Source organism: Metamycoplasma auris (assembly GCF_003253435.1).
Lineage (GTDB): Bacteria > Bacillota_I > Bacilli_A > Mycoplasmatales > Metamycoplasmataceae > Metamycoplasma > Metamycoplasma auris.
In genome coordinates this window covers 26,593-44,984 of record NZ_QKUB01000004.1, presented here as the reverse complement: position 1 = coordinate 44,984, position 18,392 = coordinate 26,593, and the positions used below count along the sequence as shown (strand labels likewise).

Below are 18,392 nucleotides of genomic sequence, written 5' to 3'. Positions count from 1 at the left end.
TTATTAAATATTTTATTTAATAAAATGCTTAAAGTCAAATTAAGAATACAAATAAAAACTCACTTTTTTAAAAAAAGTGAGCTATTTTTTTAGATTATCTTTGATGATTGTTGATCATTTTCTAGGTATAAAATTGGGTGTACTTTTGGTTTTTGAATAGTAAACTAAGGTATTTTTTATACTAAAGAATTGTTTGAGATCTAGTGTCTGATATTTGATATCTAAGATGTTTTTAATCCATTTTGCATTATTTATTTCTTGAGTGTGATTTGTTGATTTAAGAAAACAAAAGATACTATTAATTTTTCCTAAACGATGGGATATTTCAACAAGATTTTTTAATTCGGAAACTGCTTTAGCACTAATGAAATCAAAATACTCAAATTCAGTCGATTCTTCAGCTCTTATTTTAAGAATTCTTATATTTTTTAGATTGCATTTTTCGATAACTTTATTTAAAAAGTTAACTCTTTTTTGCATTGGCTCATAGATTGTGAGCTTGAAGTTTGGATTATAAATAAAATAAGGAATTATAGGAAAGCCAGCCCCAGAACCAATGTCTAGAATTTCTTTATTACTTAAATTAAGAATTTTATGATTAATTTCTTTGAAGATTAGAATTGATTCAATAATTCCTTCCTTAATTAATTTTTGCTCATAAAAACCAGTTAGATTATACTTTGAATTCTCTTCTTCAATTAAAATGTAATAATCTCAAAGATTTGAAATTATTACATCATTAACTTCTGGCAAAAAAGTTTGAATTAATTTATTAAACTCTTCCCTTGCTATAATCTTCATATATTTTACCAATTGAGCTATTATTAATATTTGCCTCAATTACTAATCCTAAGAATTCTGCCATTGATAATTCTCTAAGTTTTTTGAAATGAGATAAGTGTGAGTGATCAATTGAATTTGTAATTATAACTTCATCAATCATTGGATTTTGTTCAAACATTTCAAAACCTTTTGAAAATAATCCATGTGTAGCTGCAATGATAATTTTCTTTGCTCCTTGTTTTTTTAGAACTTCGGCAGCATGAATTATTGTTCCACCTGTGTCAATGATGTCATCATAAACAATTACATTTTTATCTTTAACATCACCTAAAACTCCCATAATTTCAGAAACATTTGGAGCAGTTCTTCTTTTATCAATGATAGCAATAGGTTCTTCACTTTTTAATAATTCTGAAAGTTGTCTTGCTCTAACCGCACCGCCATGGTCTGGTGATACAATTACATATTTATCATTTCTTAATCTAAATTCATTAGAGAAAATAAATTGACCTCTTAAATCATCAACTGGAATATTAAAGAATCCTTGGATTGATGCATTATGTAAATCAAGAGTAATAATCTTACTTGCTCCTGCTTTTTCAAGTAAATCTGCAACTAATTTGGCAGTGATTGGTTGTCTTCCACTTGCCATCCGATCTTGTCTAGCATAACCATAATAGGTGGTAACACAAATTATTCTTTTTGCACTAGCTCTTTTAAGCGAATCAATGAATATCAATAAATCCATTAGATTGTCATTTACTGGTTTGGATGTATTATTGATAATAAAAACTGTTTTATTTCTAACTGTTTCATTTGGATACAACATTCTTTCACCATCAGCAAAAACAATCTTATTAACTTTTTTGACTTCTCTTTTTAAATATCTTCCAATTTCATCAGCTAATTTTTGTGAATTTTCCATTGTAAAAATTGCAATGTTATCATCTTTTTGAATCATCTTTCTATCAAGTCCTTTTTTATTTATATTCTAAATTTTAATATATCAAAAATATATTTATTGACTTTTTAATTCAATTTTGTCATTCCTTAGAATAAAAAAATTTTACATAATAAAAGCAAGTATATAAAAATACTTACTTAAATCAAATTTAATTTTTATAAGACTGAACTATATAACTTCCGATAAATTACTTTAACAACCGAAGTTAGTACTAAATAAGTTGAAATTAGTAATGCCAGTCAACCAAAATATTGCGCTGGAAGTGGACTTAATGATAGTGCAGTATTTATCTTAGGAATATATGGAAGCGCTGTTGTAAGCGCAATACCTAAAAGTGTTGAAACAATAAGTGGTGAAGAAGCATTGGTTTGAATAAGAGCAATTTTCTTTGATCTTAGGAAATGTAAGACCATTGCTTGTGTTCACATTGAAGCAATTAATCAACCAGCTCAAAATGTTTCTTTAAAAATTTTTCTTTGGCTGTCATCTAATTTAGTTCAATAATCACTAATTTTAGTGAAGGCACCATTTGTCATTGATTTTGGAATAACAAGGAAGAATAGAATACAGAATGTCATAATATCAACAATTGAACTAGTCGTTCCAAATCAAAGCATGAATTTTCAAATTGAATTATGATCTCATTTTGGAGGTGAGAGGATTGATTCCTTATCGACATTATCTCAAGGAATTGCTCCACAACATAGATCATAAATTAAATTTAGGAAAATAATTTGTACAGGAGCTAGAGGCACAAATGGCAACATCAATGATGCAACAACCACACTTAAAATATTTCCAAAGTTAGATGAAACTGTTATTTTTATATATTTATTGATATTAGCATGTGTTCTTCTTCCTTCAATGATTCCCTTAGCTAAAACGTTTAGGTCTTTTTCTAAAAGAATAATATTTGCTGTTTCCTTTGCAATATCAACTGCAGTGTCAACTGAAATTGAAACATCAGCTACTTTCATTGCTGGTGCATCATTGATTCCATCACCCATATATCCAACAACATGACCGTTGCTCCTTAAGATTTTAATAATTCTTGCTTTTTGGTCTGGACTTAGTTTTGCAAATATTTGTGTTTTTTCCACCTCAATTGCCAATTCTTTGTCAGACATCTTTGTTATTTCTTGTCCAAGTAAGATTCGATGATAAGGGATTCCTACTTTTGCACACACTGCTTTTGTTACAAGAGGATTATCTCCAGTCAAGATTTTTACATCAACACCTAAATCGTGTAGTTGTTTAATTGCATCTTCAGCTGAATCCTTAGGTGGATCTAGGAATGTTAAATAGCCAATTAAGATCATTTCGTCCTCGTCAGCAATCGACAGTTTTCCAACTGCTTCAATATTAGACTTCTTTGAAGCAATCGCAATAACTCTCATTCCTTCTTCACTGAATTCTTTAACCTTATTTAAAACTTTTCTAACAATTTTTTTATCTAATGCTACAACTTTTCCATCTAGGTAAATTTTGTTGCAAACATGAATAATTTCTTCAACAGCTCCCTTTGTAATCAAGGTAACTTTATCATTTTTTAGTGATTTAACTAAAACTGACATTCTTTTACGATTGAAATCAAAAGGAACCTCATCAATCTTTAGATATTGCAATTCTAAATTATCAAGATATTTTTTTTCTTCTGCTAATTCTAGAGTTCGAGTAATGATTGATTTGTCAAGTAAATTTTTTAATCCTGTTTGATAATAGGAATTTAAGAAAGCATACTTTAGCACATGTAAATCTTCATGTCCATTAACGTCTAAATGACGTTCAAGAATAATCTCATCCTGTGTAATAGTTCCTGTTTTATCTGTACACAAGATATCCATCGTTCCAAAGTTTTGAATTGAACTTAGATTCTTAACAATTGTTTTTGATTTACCCATTGAAATTGAACCACGCGATAAACAAGCTGCAACAATCATCGGAAGCATCTCAGGAGTTAACCCCACAGCAATTGAGATTCCAAACAATAGGGCATTAATTCATGATTGACTACCTTCTGTTTTTTGATGTGTTAAACCAACAATTAGAAATACAATTGGAATCACACAACTAATTACAATCGTGAATAAGATTGATATCTTTTTAATCCCTTTATCAAAACTAGTTTGTTCTTGCTTTTCATTGATTTTAGATGCAACGGACCCAATGAATGTATCATTTCCGACAATTACAACAAGTGCTTTCGCAGACCCTGAAATAATATTTGAACCCATGAAAGCTAAATTATGACGATAAGTTATACTTTCAAATTTTTCTTTTTTATTAATCTCTGCATATTTTTCAATTGCAATACTTTCTCCAGTCAAGGCTGATTGTGAGACAAATAAGTCTTTTGCACTAATGATTCTTACATCACCAGGTATAATATCCCCAGCTGCTAAATGGACAATGTCACCAACAACAACTTCATCCATTGGAATTTCTTTTAGAATCCCATTTCTTTCAACTAAACATGTTGTTTCTACAATCTCAATCAGTTTTGATGCACTTGTTGCAGATTTTTGTTCTTGAATAAAATGAATAATACTACTTGAAAATACGATCACACTAATAATTACAACAGTTATGTAGTTAAAATCTTCGGGTTTATTTTGCACAATTGGCAAAATAATATCAACAACAATTGAAACAAGAACTAATACAAAAAGAATGATATTGAATAAATTAAAAAATGAACGAATAAGTCTTTTAAATCAATTATCTGAACCTTTTTTAGAAATTTTATTTACACCATACTCTTCTTGATTACTCTCAACAATTTCTTCATCAACGATTCCTTTGGCAGAACTATTATAAAGTTGATATAAATCATCAATTTCCATCTCAGAAGCTTGTGCAAGACGTCTATTGATTTCAACTCTTTTTTGCTCTGACTTCGATTTTTTAATTACCTTAACGTTTTTATTCATCTCAGTATTTTTAGTCATTTTTTTCATGATTTTCCACCTCCTTCTTAACAAAATTACTTAGATTAATACCCAATATTTTTTAATTCTAATTAGAAAAATAAAGCATAATTATTCACTTTTGAATAAATTAAAAAATATTAGATATTTATCAATATCTAATTTTATATTAAAAGACATCTTAAAGTAGAATTATTTAATCTTTAATTGTCTTTATTATTTGTATAAATCTTCAATTTCCTTTTGTGTTAATGTTTTAGGATTGCCACTTTCTATAAGTTTTCCTTCTTTAATGAAACAATACTTATTAAAAAAGGATTGAATCATGTTGAGATCATGAATATTAATTAAAATTGTAGTCTGATAATTTTTATTGATTTGTTCAAGAATACTCATTATTTCTTTTGCAGTTTTAATATCAAGTGAAGAAGTTGGTTCATCAGCCAAAATAATATCGACTTCCTTAAGAAGTAATTTAGCAATTTCTACCCTTTGTTTTTGCCCTCCAGATAAATCTGAAATTCTTGTATAAATCTTGTCTAAAATCCCTAAATTTTCTAAAATTTGATAAATCTCTTTCTTTTGATTTCTTGTAAGAATATGAAAAAATGAAAAGAACTTATTTTTATATTTTGGATAGAAATGTAGAATGTTTTCATATACATTCAAATGTTCAATTAGATTTGTTTCTTGTGACAAATATCCAACTTTTTTAATGATTTTTTTTCACTCTTTTTTCTTAATTCGATCAATATCTTTATTATTGATGCAAAGATGCCCACTTTTTGTTTGTAATTGTTTTAGTAAAGCATTGAAAATTGTAGTTTTTCCGGCGCCTGATTTTCCAATAAAGGCAATCATTTGCCCTTTTTTAATTTCAAGATTAATACACTTTAAAACTTCATTTTTATCCTTAAAATAACTAGCAGAGTAATTCTTAAAATAAATATTATGCATAGTGTAAATTATAAATAAAAATAAGCATCGAATGCCTATTTTAAATTATGTTCAATTTTTAAATCATCAAGTAATTGAATGATTGTTTCTTTAATTTCTGCTGAATAGTCATCAAAGATCTTTTGTTCATCTTCTTCCAATCTAATTTTAGGTAAATGGCGATATCCATTTTTACCTAAAATTACAGGAAGTCCAAAATAAATTCCACTATTTCTATATTCATCTGGGAGTTTAACTCCAAGCGAATATACAACTTGACGATCTGTTAAAATTGCTTGGACAATCTCAGCTAGATTTTCACCTACACCAAAATTTGTAATTCCCTTACCACTAATAATCTCGAAAGCCTCATCTTTAACCTTTTGATTAAGATTATCCAATCATTCATGTGTAATTGTTCCATTTGCAAGTCAATCTTTTAGCGAACCTAATCCAATCCGCATTTTTGAGAATGGAATTAGACATCTTGAACCATGCTCACCGATAACAAAACCAGTGATTGAAGCTGCCTTAACATTAATTTTTTCAGATAAGAATTTTTTCATTCTTGCTGTTTCTAGAATTGTTCCAGATGAAATTACACGACTTGAATCAAATTGAGTTACTTCCTGATAAACACTTGCCATAATATCAACGGGATTTGAAGCAATAATCGTAATTCCTTTAAATCCTGAGGCCTTAATTTTGTTTCCAATTTCAATTATTAGTTTTGCATTATCTTTTAAAAGTTCCAACCGATCTTTTAAAACACCATCTTTAGGTCTAACTGATGCTGTAATTACAATAATCTGTGCATCTTTTAAATCGTTATAATCTCCTGCAAAGAATTTTGAACCATTATTTGCCATCGAGCAAGCTGCATCATTCAAATCTTTTGCTTGAGCACTTGCATAATCAAAAAAAGCATCAACTAAAACATAATCTGCTTCAATTTGTTTATTCAATGATGCGTATAAAAATGATGAACCAACTGCACCAACTCCGATTATTCCGATCTTATTCATCCTTATTTTCCCCCATTATTTTTGTAAATTTTTTTGTAAGTTCAATGTTATATCCTTTTAATCCACTATCTTCAAATGGATCAATTTCCATAAGATATGCAGACATCAATGAAGCATGATGCATAAACGAAATAATTCAACCAAGACTTCTAGCACTTAAATCCTCAATTGCAATTTCAACATATGGTATATTGATAGCTCAATGATAATCAATTACAACATCATTGACAAATGATCCAATCTTATTGTATGAATATTTCATTAGATATCCTAGATCATTTAAGTCACTGTCATCCATAATGCTTACATTAAAATCAAGAGGTAGATTTTTAATTGAAAGATGTGTATCAAACATTTGTTGTTGGCGATCTAAAAATATATTAGTTGCAATTTTAGTTTCAGAAGGTTCAATATATAAATTAGCTCTTATGCCACGATATTTTTTGTAAGAAGTGGCATTAAGATACATCACTAACAAATTCCCTAATTGTTTGTGAGATTTTGAACTAACTAAGATATTTTCATTAGTAAAAATATCTTTATATCCTTTATTAAGATCAATTTTTGTAAACAAATATCTAACTAAACCATATTTGTATGCTGCATTATTTTCTAAAGAAATACTTTCATAAAAATTATTTGCTTCGCTAGCACCTTCTAAATAATCTTCTAAATTGATATTAGCAGCAACTAAAGGCAATAAGACTGCTGGTGAATAATTAAGGAAACGCTCTGGAATATTATCAAGCAAGACTAGTTGTGTGTATTTTTTTGCTTTTGCTCAGTTAAATAATCTTCCATAATTATTATTTGTTGTAACGTAAATATATTTTGAAGCATTATTTTTTCCTATATTATTATTCAGCAAAGAAATAAGTTCCCTAAAAATAATTAGGCTCTCTAAATCATCTCCATTCTTTGAAATTATATTAATTGCAAAGCGTTTAGTCTCTAGATATCTAATTAGTCTAGCAATATCAATTCCTATGTAACTTTCATTAACATATATAATTTCAATTGAACTTCGATTTTTTAATTCAATGGGCAAAAATAAATCTATCAATGATTGAGATTGCATGCAAATATACTCTGGAGCAATCACTACTAAAACTTCAATTTTATCTTCTTCAAAAAATTTGCGAATTTTTAATATCTTATCAAGATCTTTATTCTGATAATTCTTTTTAATATTCAAAAAATTTAAATTATTTTGCCCATTTAAACGACTTGACTTAATTTTTTGATTGATTGAGTTTACAAATTCCTTATATTTTTCAAAAGCTTTCTTCGTCACTGTTTTATCGCAATTAAATTCAATCCTACTTTTAATCATTTTCAATTTCCTTATTTACAAATTCTAGCAAACCTTTAAATTGCGCATCTTCTTCATCAATAAAAAAATCAAATGGATTTCTTAATTCTTTTGGATGAATTTGTTTGAATGACACAACTAATTCATTATTTGGCATCACCTCAATAACTTTAAGTTCTTTAGTTTCATTGATCTTAAACATCGAAGACAAATTTCTAACATAATAGTCACTAACTTCTGAAATATTTAAATAGCAAATAACATTTGATTCAGTTTTAAAAGTTATTACATTTTTTGAAACTCTTAAAACTTTTGCATTGATTATTTGCCCAACAAAATAACTCATAACTACTCCTTTCTTTAGCATAATCTATTATCAAAAATATTTAACAAAAAAATATAACTTAATTATATACTCTAACTATATTGCAAAAGGATTAATTATCAATTTAATTTAACATCCATAATTTAGAACATTTTAGAATAAAATTATATGTAGAACAGGGGTGCTTAAGGCTGAGAAATACCCTCATTAGCTGATCTAGTTAATACTAGCGTAGTGAGTTTCAATTTTTAAGCATTTCTTTCAATCAATTATTGAAAGGAATTTTTATATGAAAAAAATAAATTTATTTTTGGTGACAGCTTCATTGCTATCATTGCCTTTAGTTGCTGCATCATGCAATAAAACTGATAAAAAACCAAATTCAACAACACAAGGTGATGATTCATCTAATAAGGCAATAAAAAAAGAATTAAGATTTGCTGTAAATAAACCATGATTTGGTAAACAAGATGGACATAATTTCTTCAAACAAATAATTGAAGAATACAATAAAAAAACTAAGCAAGAGTCAACTATAAAAGTCACATATGCAGGTGAGAATAATGACCTTGCTGGAACAATTGCAAAAGGAACAAACAACATTGCAGTTATTACAACTCCACTTTATATCAAACAATACAAAAATAAACATATGGAAAATATTGTTCCTATCCTACAAACTGCAACAAGAGCATTCAAATTTGATACTGAGGATATGGGACAAATTAAATATAAGGATGGCAAAGAAACCGATCCTTTGAGAGAATTAGCTAAAAAAGCTCACACATTATTTGCTGCAAAAAAATATACTGAATGAAAAGATGATGAGTATAAATGAAATGGTTCAATTTATGAACATTTCTATGATACTAATGGCATTGTTCCACATTACCGTGGTGTAGTCATGATTCATGGCGATAAAGATACAAGAGATAAAATTAAAAAAGCTTGAGAAGAAAAAGATTGAAATACATTTCGAAACTTCGGAATTGTAACTAGTTCTGAAGATAGTGGTTCAAAATATATTCTTCAAGAACAATTATTTAAGAGACATTTTGGAAAAGATAAGTTTGAATCATTTAAAAAAGATAAATTAAAAGCAAATGCTAAATATATCTCAAGTGGTAAAGACGCTAAACCAAGAAATATTGGTCAAGGTTCAATTAAAGAATATCACATTGTATTTGATGATCTAGGTTCATTTGCTCATACTCATAATTCAAAGGATGGAAAACCTAACAAATTCTATAGTCCTGAAGGAAATTCAGAGATTGAATTTCTAACTGTTACCGAAGCATTAAGATACAATGTTATTGCAGTTGATAAAAAAGTATTTAATGATGAAGAAATTAAAGTTTTACAAGATGTTATTATCAATCTTGCAAAAGATAAAAAAGATGACTATGGACCAACAGTTGGATTTAATGGATACATTAAAATAAATAATGTTGAAAACGACGTTATTAAACCATATAATGAAATATTTAAAAACTAATGAATATAAGAAATAGCATATTTAGAGAACAAATAAATATAAATAACAAAACTTTAAAAAAAGGCCCCTTGCGCCTTTTTTGACGTATTTTAATTTGAATAATAATTGTTGCTTTGATTATTGGTTCAATTATTATAATTAATTTCAGTATAACTTCTTACGGTGGCAAATTATTTATAGCAAATATAATTGATTTTTTTAAACCAAACATTGAATCAGATTATGGCATAAATGCCTTTATACTCTCATATAAATTTTTATGAAATAGTATTAAATTAGTCTTTCTAAGTACTTTTATTGGTTTTATTTTTGCACTCTCTACTTCTTATTTTTCAAATTTGAAAATGAATTCGAAGTATGTAGCAATTCCCATCAAAGCACTTGTTATATTTTTAAGAATTTTTCCAGAAATATTCTTTATTTACTTATTAAAAATTTCATTTGAAAAAACAATTGCAATTCATTTGATTTATTGCTGATTCACTTGACTTTGATTGCATGAATATTTATCACAAACAATTGAAAATGCTAACTTCAATATCTTTTTTCAAATCACAAAGATTAAAAAATCAAAATGAGCAGCATTTTGAATTGAAATATGACCTCAAATTAAACAAAAAATAATCAATCACTTCATTTATTCATTTGAATCTAATTTAAGATGGTCAACAATTCTAAGTAGTTTAAGTCATCTTGGGATTGGAATACTTCTAAATCCAGAAAGCACTCTGGTTGATTACACACAACTAATGATTCCTTTATTTGTTTTAGTTTCATTTTTAATTGCCCTTGAATTAATGACTGAACACATAAATAAATTTATTTTTCAATCAAAAACAATTAAAGCAACAAATCATAAGCAATATAGTTTAACAAAAACTATCAAGATAATTCTTATTAGTTTATTTGCTATTGTAGGAATAATTATTTCAGTTATTTCGATTATTGATTTAACTAAAATAACTGGTCCTAAATTTTTTAGCAGAGGTCCACTTGATTTTGTAAAGGGGATGTTTATTCCTAATATGGAAAGAGTGGAATGAACTTTTGGACAAAATGGTATCTTTTTTCTTATTCTACAGTTTTTTGCTCTTGTCTTTCTAACTACGATTATTACTTATGTAATATCATATTTTCAAATGATTTTAATCATTAGAAAACTTGTAGGAAACTATGTTGCTTGATTTCATAAGTATTTAAATATTCTTATAAGAACAATTCCAATCACAATTCTATTTTTACTAATTGCTAACTTATTTAACCAATTCGAAGCTACGTTTGTTATTGCTTTTGCTATTCATAGTGCTTCATCCCTATGTCGAACACTATATCAAAGTCTTAATAATATCAGCGAAGAAAAAATTAAGCAACTTAAAAATATGAAGTATAGTAATTTCTACATTTATAGAAACTACATTCGCCCTTCAATTAAATTTGATTTCATTACATTTATTTCATTTGAGATTGAAAAAATTACACGTAATTTTATTACATATGGATCTTTAAGCGCATCAAGTCTTGGAAAGAACACAACTTTAAATCGTTCCACAGAGATTGATGATATTGCTATATATTTATGAATTGGTTTCGTGATTATAGCTATTTTTAATCTAGCATCTTATGTGATAAGACTAAAACTAAACAAGAAAAAATGGATATAAAATAAAACATTACATTATTACATTTCAAAGGCAAAATTCAAAAGATTTTTGCTTTTTTTTGCTATTATTTCCTTGTCTGTTTTTTTCAAATCTAAAATCAATCATTAAAAACAATCAAGGATATATCATGAAATTAAAAAGTCTTTTATTAGTTGGAACTACTTCTTTAATTAGTGTCATCTCTCCACTAATTGTTAGCTGTGAAACTAAAGTAAAAAATGAATCTAAACCAAATGATCATAGCAAACCAATGAATGATAGTAACTCAAATAATAGTAACAATAACTCTAACGTAAAAGTTAATAACAACAATGAAGAAATGCAGCTAAAAGAAATAAATGAACAACTTATTGCTTCTAAGAAAAAAGTATCCGAATATGAAAAGGAACTTTCACAATTAAAAGAGATAGAGCAAAAGAATTTCAAAGAAAAAGAAGAAGCTGAGAAGAAATACGAAAATAATGATCCTAGCATGACTGAGGAACAATTTAAAAAAATATATGACAAATGATTAGAGTCATATGATAATTACCACAATTTAGACTTTGAAAAACAAAAGATTGAAAAAGGTCTAATTCCATTTTTAGAAAAGAAAATTGAAGAGCTTACTAAAAAACTTAATAAAAATTAAAATTTTCTTTCATTATTTAAAACATTCATATTGGTCTTAGATTGAAAAATACCGAATCCTATTTTATCCCTATTAATTAAATAATTAAAAAATAGACCACAGTAGTTATCGTGGACTATTTTTTAATTATTACTAAGGTAGAAATATCAAATATAAGATCTTAAGATTCAAACTTTATCTCTTCGTTTGATTGAGAAAAAACATTAATTTTATTATCAATATCAATTTTATCAACATTCCATCTTAGACTAGATTTACATAAATTAATAAATTTTTCCAAATGATTTCTATTTTTGTCAATTCCTTTAAGAGTAATAACAATGCTAAATTTTATTTCTTTATTACTTCTAATATCTAATCTATTTTTTTTTGTAATGTTAATACCTCATGATGAAGTAGAATTATCTTTAACTTTTATTGCTTTTCTAAGTACACCAGTCGCGCTTGTTTCTTTTCTTTCTACAACCTTAACATTATTTCACTTTGAAAATTCTTTTCATGCTTCTTTTTCATATGTATAACTATCATCATGGTTGGATTGATTGTTGTCATTTATTGTCTTTATTTTTCTTTTCTCTTTTTTTTCAACCATTGGTCCAAATTGAAAATCTAATTCATTATTTGTATAATCAACTCCTTGCTTTCGATTGGTATCAGCGGAATACACAAGAGTTGCCTTTACTGTAAAAGGGAATGCATTGTCATAAGTTGGCACTGGGAATTCATGAGTAAAAGTATGATATTGTTTTGCTTGAGAAGACAAAATTATTCTAATATCATAATTTTTAGATTCAATAATGTCATTTATTTTTATTGGAACAACTCCATATCCTAATATATTGCCGTCCTTTTCATTAGGTATTGCTGTATTAATTATCAATGCTTTCGCTTCCTCTTTAGATAAGTTTAATATGTGAATAAGATAAGCTACCTTTCTAGCTATTCAAGGAGCTGCAAATGAAGTACCACATGCTTTATATTCGCCAGTTCCAATGCAAGTTACTAATGGATTTTCATTAGTTCCGCCATAGTAACTAACGTCAGGCTTTCTAAAAAAATGTAGGACAGGACCCATTCTTGAGTACTTTGCTGGCTTATTATTATAATCAACAGAATTGACAACTATAGCATTCATTGAATCCGCTGGTGAACCTATTTTTTTAGGTTTTGTTTCATTTATATCTTTATTAGTTCCAGCAACTATAAAAATAACATCGTTTTCATATTGTAATTTATCTAATAGATGACCCATAACAGATATTGAATTTTTTTCAATCTCCAAGTTTGAACCTAAAGATAAATTTCAAACTTTTATATCTTTATTCTTTTCAACAATATTTTTTATTTTGTTATAAAGACTTAATACACTTGCTTTCTTATGATTTGAAACTCCAAAATGTCTTACTCTAAATCTGCCACAATTATCATCTAAACCATTATTAAACGACGGTCCATCAACGATAATAGAACTAACAGCAGTCCCATGCTTATAATCTTCCTCTGTTAATTGTATTTCATCCGAAATTTCCTTTTTAAATTCTACTCATTTTGAAAAATACACTCTCTCATCAAACATTGTATCAATAACACCAATTATAGGTTCATTAGTTGGTTCTGGTATTGTTAAATAGTTGTAGCCTGAAATTTTATTGTAATCATCATTTTTTAAATAAAAATCATTTAAGTCATCAACAGCCATTGATATTAGAAAAGGCGCTCTTTCTTTTAGCAAATTATATGATTCACTATCTAAATAAAATGTATTACTATCAATTCGATCTAATATATTAAAACTAATATTTAGTTGTTTTAATAATTCAAAAGCATCAACTCCGACATCATAAATAGTAACAACCTTATTATCATTAGCATCATCATGAGATGTCTTAACACTAAACTCTTCAATGTGTGATAAATCAACAATTATGCCAGCAAAAGAAGTTTTAGATATTCTATCATCAATCACAATATTAGATTTCTTACGCAAAATTTCTTCTAATAGTTCACTAGTTACATCATAAATATTATTTTTTTCTAAGCTATCAATTATTATTTTTATATTCTCAATGGCACCTTTTAGCTTTCTTTTATTAATACAATATGTTATCAAATGTTTTTGTACTAAATTATTTCCAATATTTTCATCAATCAAACTAACACCAATTATTGATTCGTTATTTTCTTTAAAAGTTGAATAAAATAATTTACTTATTCTTTTATTTTTGGCGGCTATTGAATAATACTTAACATTAACTAAAGGATTAATTTTTAAGGTTTGATTATCTCAGAAAACATAAACATCATACAAATCATTTAAAAGTTTTTTAATATGTTCTACATTCAATGATTTATCTTTACCTAGCTTAGGATTACCCATTCTTGAAGAATTAGATGCTGAATCAAAGTTCCCTTTTAAAACTAACAATGGATTCATACTATTCTCCTTTTAATTTTAGGGCAACATTACTTTTAGAAATACCCGTTAATATTTCAATTTCTCTAACTGTAAAATTGTGTTCTTTTAATTTTTTTAAATCATAAGGCTCATTAACAATTTGTTTATAAAATCTTTTTAAGTAATCATGTTCATCGTTTGGATCACTTAAATAAAGAGCTGACTTAATAATATTTTTTAGTTCTCCAGGTAAAGGTATTTCATTCATCAAAGAAACGATTTTTCTAAATAATCTAAGGTCGCTTTTTATGTTTGAAACTTTTTTTAGATAGTGTTTTAAAATAACTTCACTAATTTCTATCAGGTCTTGTCTTTGATATTTATTAAAGTTTAAAATCAAATCAAATCTTCTGCTTAATGCCTTATCAAAGTGTTTAAATAAATTTGTTGTAGCAATAATAATAATGTTGTCATTCAAATTATCAAGAGCTTTTAATATACTAGTGGTTACACGGCCCATTTCACGAACATCTTTTTGATCTACACGTTCTAAAGCAAGTGCATCAATTTCATCAAAACAAACAATAATTTTTTCAGGAGTTACTATCCCATTTATTGCATTAAATAATTCTGAAATATTTTTCCCTGTTTGCCCTAAATGAGAGTCTATTATGCTATTTGAATCTATAATAAATAAATCTCTATTTAATATTCTTGCAATTTGTTTAACACTTTCAGTTTTTCCAGTCCCAGGGGGACCTTGAAATAAGAATTTATTTATCGAAGCTCCTCTTCTTATAGCATGAATTATTCCTTGTATATCTTCGGATATTTTTTTTGGAAGTGGAAGAGGTTCTAAATTTACTTCCAATTCTACTTTTTGAGCAAAAGGAATTGATATTTCAGAACTTAATTGTGGAACAAAATAATTGGCACCGCGCAACATTGAAAAAATGTATTCACCTAGTTCATCATCATTCATTTTATAAAATTCTTCAGCAATTAAATATGCCTCTTTCCTAAAAGCTATATCATTTTCTTCTATATGGTATTTTATTAAATTCAAAATATTTGATTTTTTCATATTTGTACTCCCTTTCTATATTAAACATTATAATATACATTTGGACAAAAAATAAATAAAAAGGACAAAAATAAAAAATTTTTATCCTCATTAAACGTTGATTAGTTTATATTTATACATTGTATAAGAAATAAAGTTATTTGTAAATCTAATTTAAACAATAGACTCTTAAACACAATTAAAAATAATTTAATGTTTTAATATAGTGAAGTAAATTATAAACGATAAAAAGTACACAGAAACATCTGCGTGACTTTTTTTAGTTGAAATTTTATGCACTTTTTAAAAATATAAATAGGTTTATAAAAAATAATATTGAAGGTTAATTAAAGATTCTTATTTAGTTCTCACACTTGCTTAATTTTTTCTTTGTTTATCTTTCTTATCTCCCCAATTTCTAAATTACCTAATTTTAGATTTCCTATTTGTATTCTTTTTAAATATGAAACTTTAAAACCAAAAAAAACTAAGCATTTGTTTAACTTGATGAAATTTACCTTCATATATACTTAAATAACCACTTGATTCGTTTATAAATTCAAATTTATATTTTGTAACTAAATAATCATTATCAATCTTAATTGGCAAAGGATAGTGATTCTTTATTCTCTCATCAAAAACTCCATCAATTTCAAAATAGTATTTTTTTTCAATTTGAAATTTTGAATTCATTATCTGATGACCTAATTTACCATCATTACTAATTATTAAAAGTCCTTCAGTATCTTTATCCAATCTTCCGTAAGCAAAAAATCTTTGTCTATCAAGATCTAAGATATCAAATATTGTTTTGTTATTAGAATCAAAATTAGCAGTTACATATCCAGCTGGTTTATTGTAAATATAATACAAATAAGGTTCAAATTCAATGACTTCATTGTCAATCTTTATAACATCAATATTTGGATCTACTAGAATTGGTTTAATTATTATTTGATTATTAACTAAAATTCTCTTTTCTCTAATAATTTCCTTAGCAATTGATCTTGAAACATTTAAAGTTAAACAAATTACTTTTTCAATTCTTATTTTCATCAATTTCCTTTTTATTTAGACAATAAAGTCATGTTTTTAAATATACTAACATTTTTATTGGTATATTCAATATCATTCTTAGTTTTTGTTATTTATACATCAAAAAATGATTATATATTGATCATTAATAATAACAATTATTATTAGTAAAATCATGATATATACTCTAAATGTTGCTATTCTTGTACCTTTTAAAAAAACTATTTTATTTTAGTTAATCTTTAGTACTATACAATATATAAATATAAAGAGGTTGTTAATATTATGAGTTTAATTGAGATTAAAAATGTAACTAAGAAATATGGCAACAAACTTGTATTAGGTCCAATAAATTTAAGGATTGAAAAAGGTAGTAGTGTTGCCATTTTTGGTGCTAATGGTGCTGGAAAATCAACATTGGTTGAAATTATAGCTAGCACAAAAAAGCAAACTACCGGTGAAGTTAACTATGAGTTTGCAAAATCTAAAATTCCATATAAGATAGGAATTAGTTTTCAATCCCAAATATATCCAAATTTTATTAACGTTAAAGAATTAATAAAATTCTATCAGACACTATATAAAGGTATCTTAGATGATGCTTATTTCAATAAAATGATTGAAATATTCAATCTTAAGGAACTTTATAAACAAAGAATAAATACTCTTTCAGGCGGTCAGCGTCAAAGGTTAAATTTATTTTTTTCCTTATTCAATAATCCTGAGATTTATATTGGTGATGAAATTACAACAGGACTGGATGTCGAAAATCAGCTTGAAATTATCAATCTTTTAAAACAAGAAATAAAAAATAAAGGCTTGACTTTGATTTTGGTTAGTCATAATCTTAATGAAATTAAAGAACTATGTGAAAGAGTGATTTTTTTGGATCATGGAGAAATAATTGATGATACAAGTGTTCAAGATATCCTAAAACAAAATAAAACACTTCTAGATTACTATTTAAAAAAGATAAATTCTAATAAAAAAGAAGGTAAATAAGATGTTAAAACAATTTAGGGCAATGTATACCTTACTTTTTAACTATTGAAGAAAATCATTTCATAATGTCTTTTTTGCTTTTGTTTTTCCTATTATGTCTTTATTGATTCTAAGTGCTATTCCAAAATTTTTAATCAAAGACTTAGTTCCTGGTATGATTGCTTCTGCTGCTCCTGTAGTTGGAATTGTTTCACTTGCTATGTCTTTTAGTGATTTGAAGGAGACAATTATTTATAAAAGAATTTCTTTACTTCCTTTAAAAACATGGATTTTTGTAGCAAGTATTATTTCTTTTTATACTATTTTAATATGAATAAGTGCACTTTGAATTTTTATTTTTTCTTTAATTTGATATAAACAGCTACCACTTGCATCAATTAATTTTGGTTATCTTATTTTAGGAATGATTTTTTTATCAATCATATGTTCTTCAATTGGTGTTATTGTTGCAACGATTGCTAAGGATTATAAAACTGCTAATGCAATTTCAATGCTTTTTTATTTACCTCCTGCTTGAATTTCTGGAATGTATTTGCCAATAAATATAATCCTTCAATCCAAAGTTCTTAAGACAATTTCAATGACAATGCCATTTAGTTACCCAGTTACCTTAATTAATTATGGTTGAGACAAAAATGCACTTCTTTTATTCAACGAACCTATTTGAGTATTTGTTCTTATATCCTTAGGTATATCAATCCTTTTTATATCTTTGGCAATAATATCCTTTAAATTTAGAAAGAAAAAATAAATTTTAATTTTATTAAATTTAAAAAACTAGAAAGTTCTAATTTCTATCTTTCTAGTTTTTTATTTTCTTTTTAAACTTTATTAATCT

15 protein-coding genes and 1 riboswitch are annotated in these 18,392 nt (G+C 26.5%); of the genes, 5 read left to right on the top strand and 10 right to left on the bottom strand.

The window, feature by feature from the left end:
- Nucleotides 1-81 precede the first annotated feature (81 nt).
- From rsmG to BCF89_RS01970, 7 genes are all read right to left on the bottom strand, one after another.
- Nucleotides 82-801, bottom strand: a complete 720-nt coding sequence (rsmG, locus tag BCF89_RS02000; protein ID WP_211305412.1) for a 16S rRNA (guanine(527)-N(7))-methyltransferase RsmG — start codon at nt 799-801, stop codon at nt 82-84.
- Nucleotides 773-1,744, bottom strand: coding sequence for a ribose-phosphate pyrophosphokinase (locus tag BCF89_RS01995; protein WP_111518534.1), 972 nt, complete (start codon nt 1,742-1,744; stop codon nt 773-775). Before BCF89_RS01995 ends, rsmG begins: the two co-directional genes overlap by 29 nt.
- Before the next feature lie 158 nt (nt 1,745-1,902).
- Entirely contained in the window at nt 1,903-4,695 is a 2,793-nt protein-coding gene (gene mgtA / locus BCF89_RS08080) for a magnesium-translocating P-type ATPase (protein WP_211305414.1), read from the bottom strand.
- A 195-nt stretch (nt 4,696-4,890) separates the two neighbouring features.
- Nucleotides 4,891-5,631, bottom strand: a complete 741-nt coding sequence (locus BCF89_RS01985; RefSeq protein WP_111518532.1) for an ATP-binding cassette domain-containing protein — start codon at nt 5,629-5,631, stop codon at nt 4,891-4,893.
- Nucleotides 5,632-5,666: 35 nt separating this feature from the next.
- Entirely contained in the window at nt 5,667-6,635 is a 969-nt protein-coding gene (locus tag BCF89_RS08075; RefSeq protein ID WP_111518530.1) for a lactate/malate family dehydrogenase, read from the bottom strand.
- A complete protein-coding gene (locus tag BCF89_RS08070; protein ID WP_111518528.1) occupies nt 6,628-7,968 on the bottom strand; it encodes a glucose-6-phosphate isomerase in 1,341 nt (446 codons plus the stop codon). Before BCF89_RS08070 ends, BCF89_RS08075 begins: the two co-directional genes overlap by 8 nt.
- Entirely contained in the window at nt 7,961-8,293 is a 333-nt protein-coding gene (locus tag BCF89_RS01970; protein WP_111518526.1) for a S1 domain-containing protein, read from the bottom strand. The genes BCF89_RS08070 and BCF89_RS01970 overlap by 8 nt, the downstream gene beginning before the upstream one ends.
- Before the next feature lie 146 nt (nt 8,294-8,439).
- Nucleotides 8,440-8,527: riboswitch (TPP riboswitch) on the top strand.
- A gap of 34 nt (nt 8,528-8,561) precedes the next feature.
- On the opposite strand from BCF89_RS01970, the gene cypl reads away from it, so the two are divergent.
- The 3 genes from cypl (at nt 8,562) to BCF89_RS01955 (ending at nt 12,059) form a co-directional block, all read left to right on the top strand.
- On the top strand, nt 8,562-9,767 hold the full coding sequence (gene cypl / locus BCF89_RS01965) for an ABC transporter thiamine pyrophosphate-binding lipoprotein p37/Cypl (RefSeq protein ID WP_111518554.1): 1,206 nt from the start codon (nt 8,562-8,564) through the stop codon (nt 9,765-9,767).
- Complete coding sequence (locus BCF89_RS08065) at nt 9,767-11,428, top strand: ABC transporter permease subunit (RefSeq protein WP_111518524.1); 1,662 nt, start codon at nt 9,767-9,769, stop codon at nt 11,426-11,428. The genes cypl and BCF89_RS08065 overlap by 1 nt, the downstream gene beginning before the upstream one ends.
- A 127-nt stretch (nt 11,429-11,555) precedes the next feature.
- Nucleotides 11,556-12,059 carry a hypothetical protein gene (locus BCF89_RS01955; RefSeq protein ID WP_111518523.1) on the top strand — a complete coding sequence of 168 codons (504 nt, stop codon included), beginning with the start codon at nt 11,556-11,558 and terminating at the stop codon, nt 12,057-12,059.
- A 160-nt stretch (nt 12,060-12,219) separates the two neighbouring features.
- On the opposite strand, the gene BCF89_RS08060 is transcribed toward BCF89_RS01955, so the two are convergent.
- From BCF89_RS08060 to BCF89_RS01940, 3 genes are all read right to left on the bottom strand, one after another.
- Entirely contained in the window at nt 12,220-14,493 is a 2,274-nt protein-coding gene (locus BCF89_RS08060) for a S8 family peptidase (RefSeq protein ID WP_111518522.1), read from the bottom strand.
- Between the two features lies 1 nt (nt 14,494).
- Nucleotides 14,495-15,538 (bottom strand): ATP-binding protein, encoded by a 1,044-nt coding sequence (locus BCF89_RS01945; RefSeq protein ID WP_111518521.1) that lies wholly within the window; start codon nt 15,536-15,538, stop codon nt 14,495-14,497.
- A gap of 450 nt (nt 15,539-15,988) precedes the next feature.
- Entirely contained in the window at nt 15,989-16,573 is a 585-nt protein-coding gene (locus BCF89_RS01940; protein ID WP_241856582.1) for a pseudouridine synthase, read from the bottom strand.
- Nucleotides 16,574-16,837: 264 nt separating this feature from the next.
- On the opposite strand from BCF89_RS01940, the gene BCF89_RS01935 reads away from it, so the two are divergent.
- Nucleotides 16,838-17,554, top strand: a complete 717-nt coding sequence (locus tag BCF89_RS01935; RefSeq protein ID WP_111518520.1) for an ABC transporter ATP-binding protein — start codon at nt 16,838-16,840, stop codon at nt 17,552-17,554.
- A 1-nt stretch (nt 17,555) separates the two neighbouring features.
- A complete protein-coding gene (locus BCF89_RS08055) occupies nt 17,556-18,305 on the top strand; it encodes an ABC transporter permease (RefSeq protein ID WP_111518519.1) in 750 nt (249 codons plus the stop codon).
- Nucleotides 18,306-18,392 lie beyond the last annotated feature (87 nt).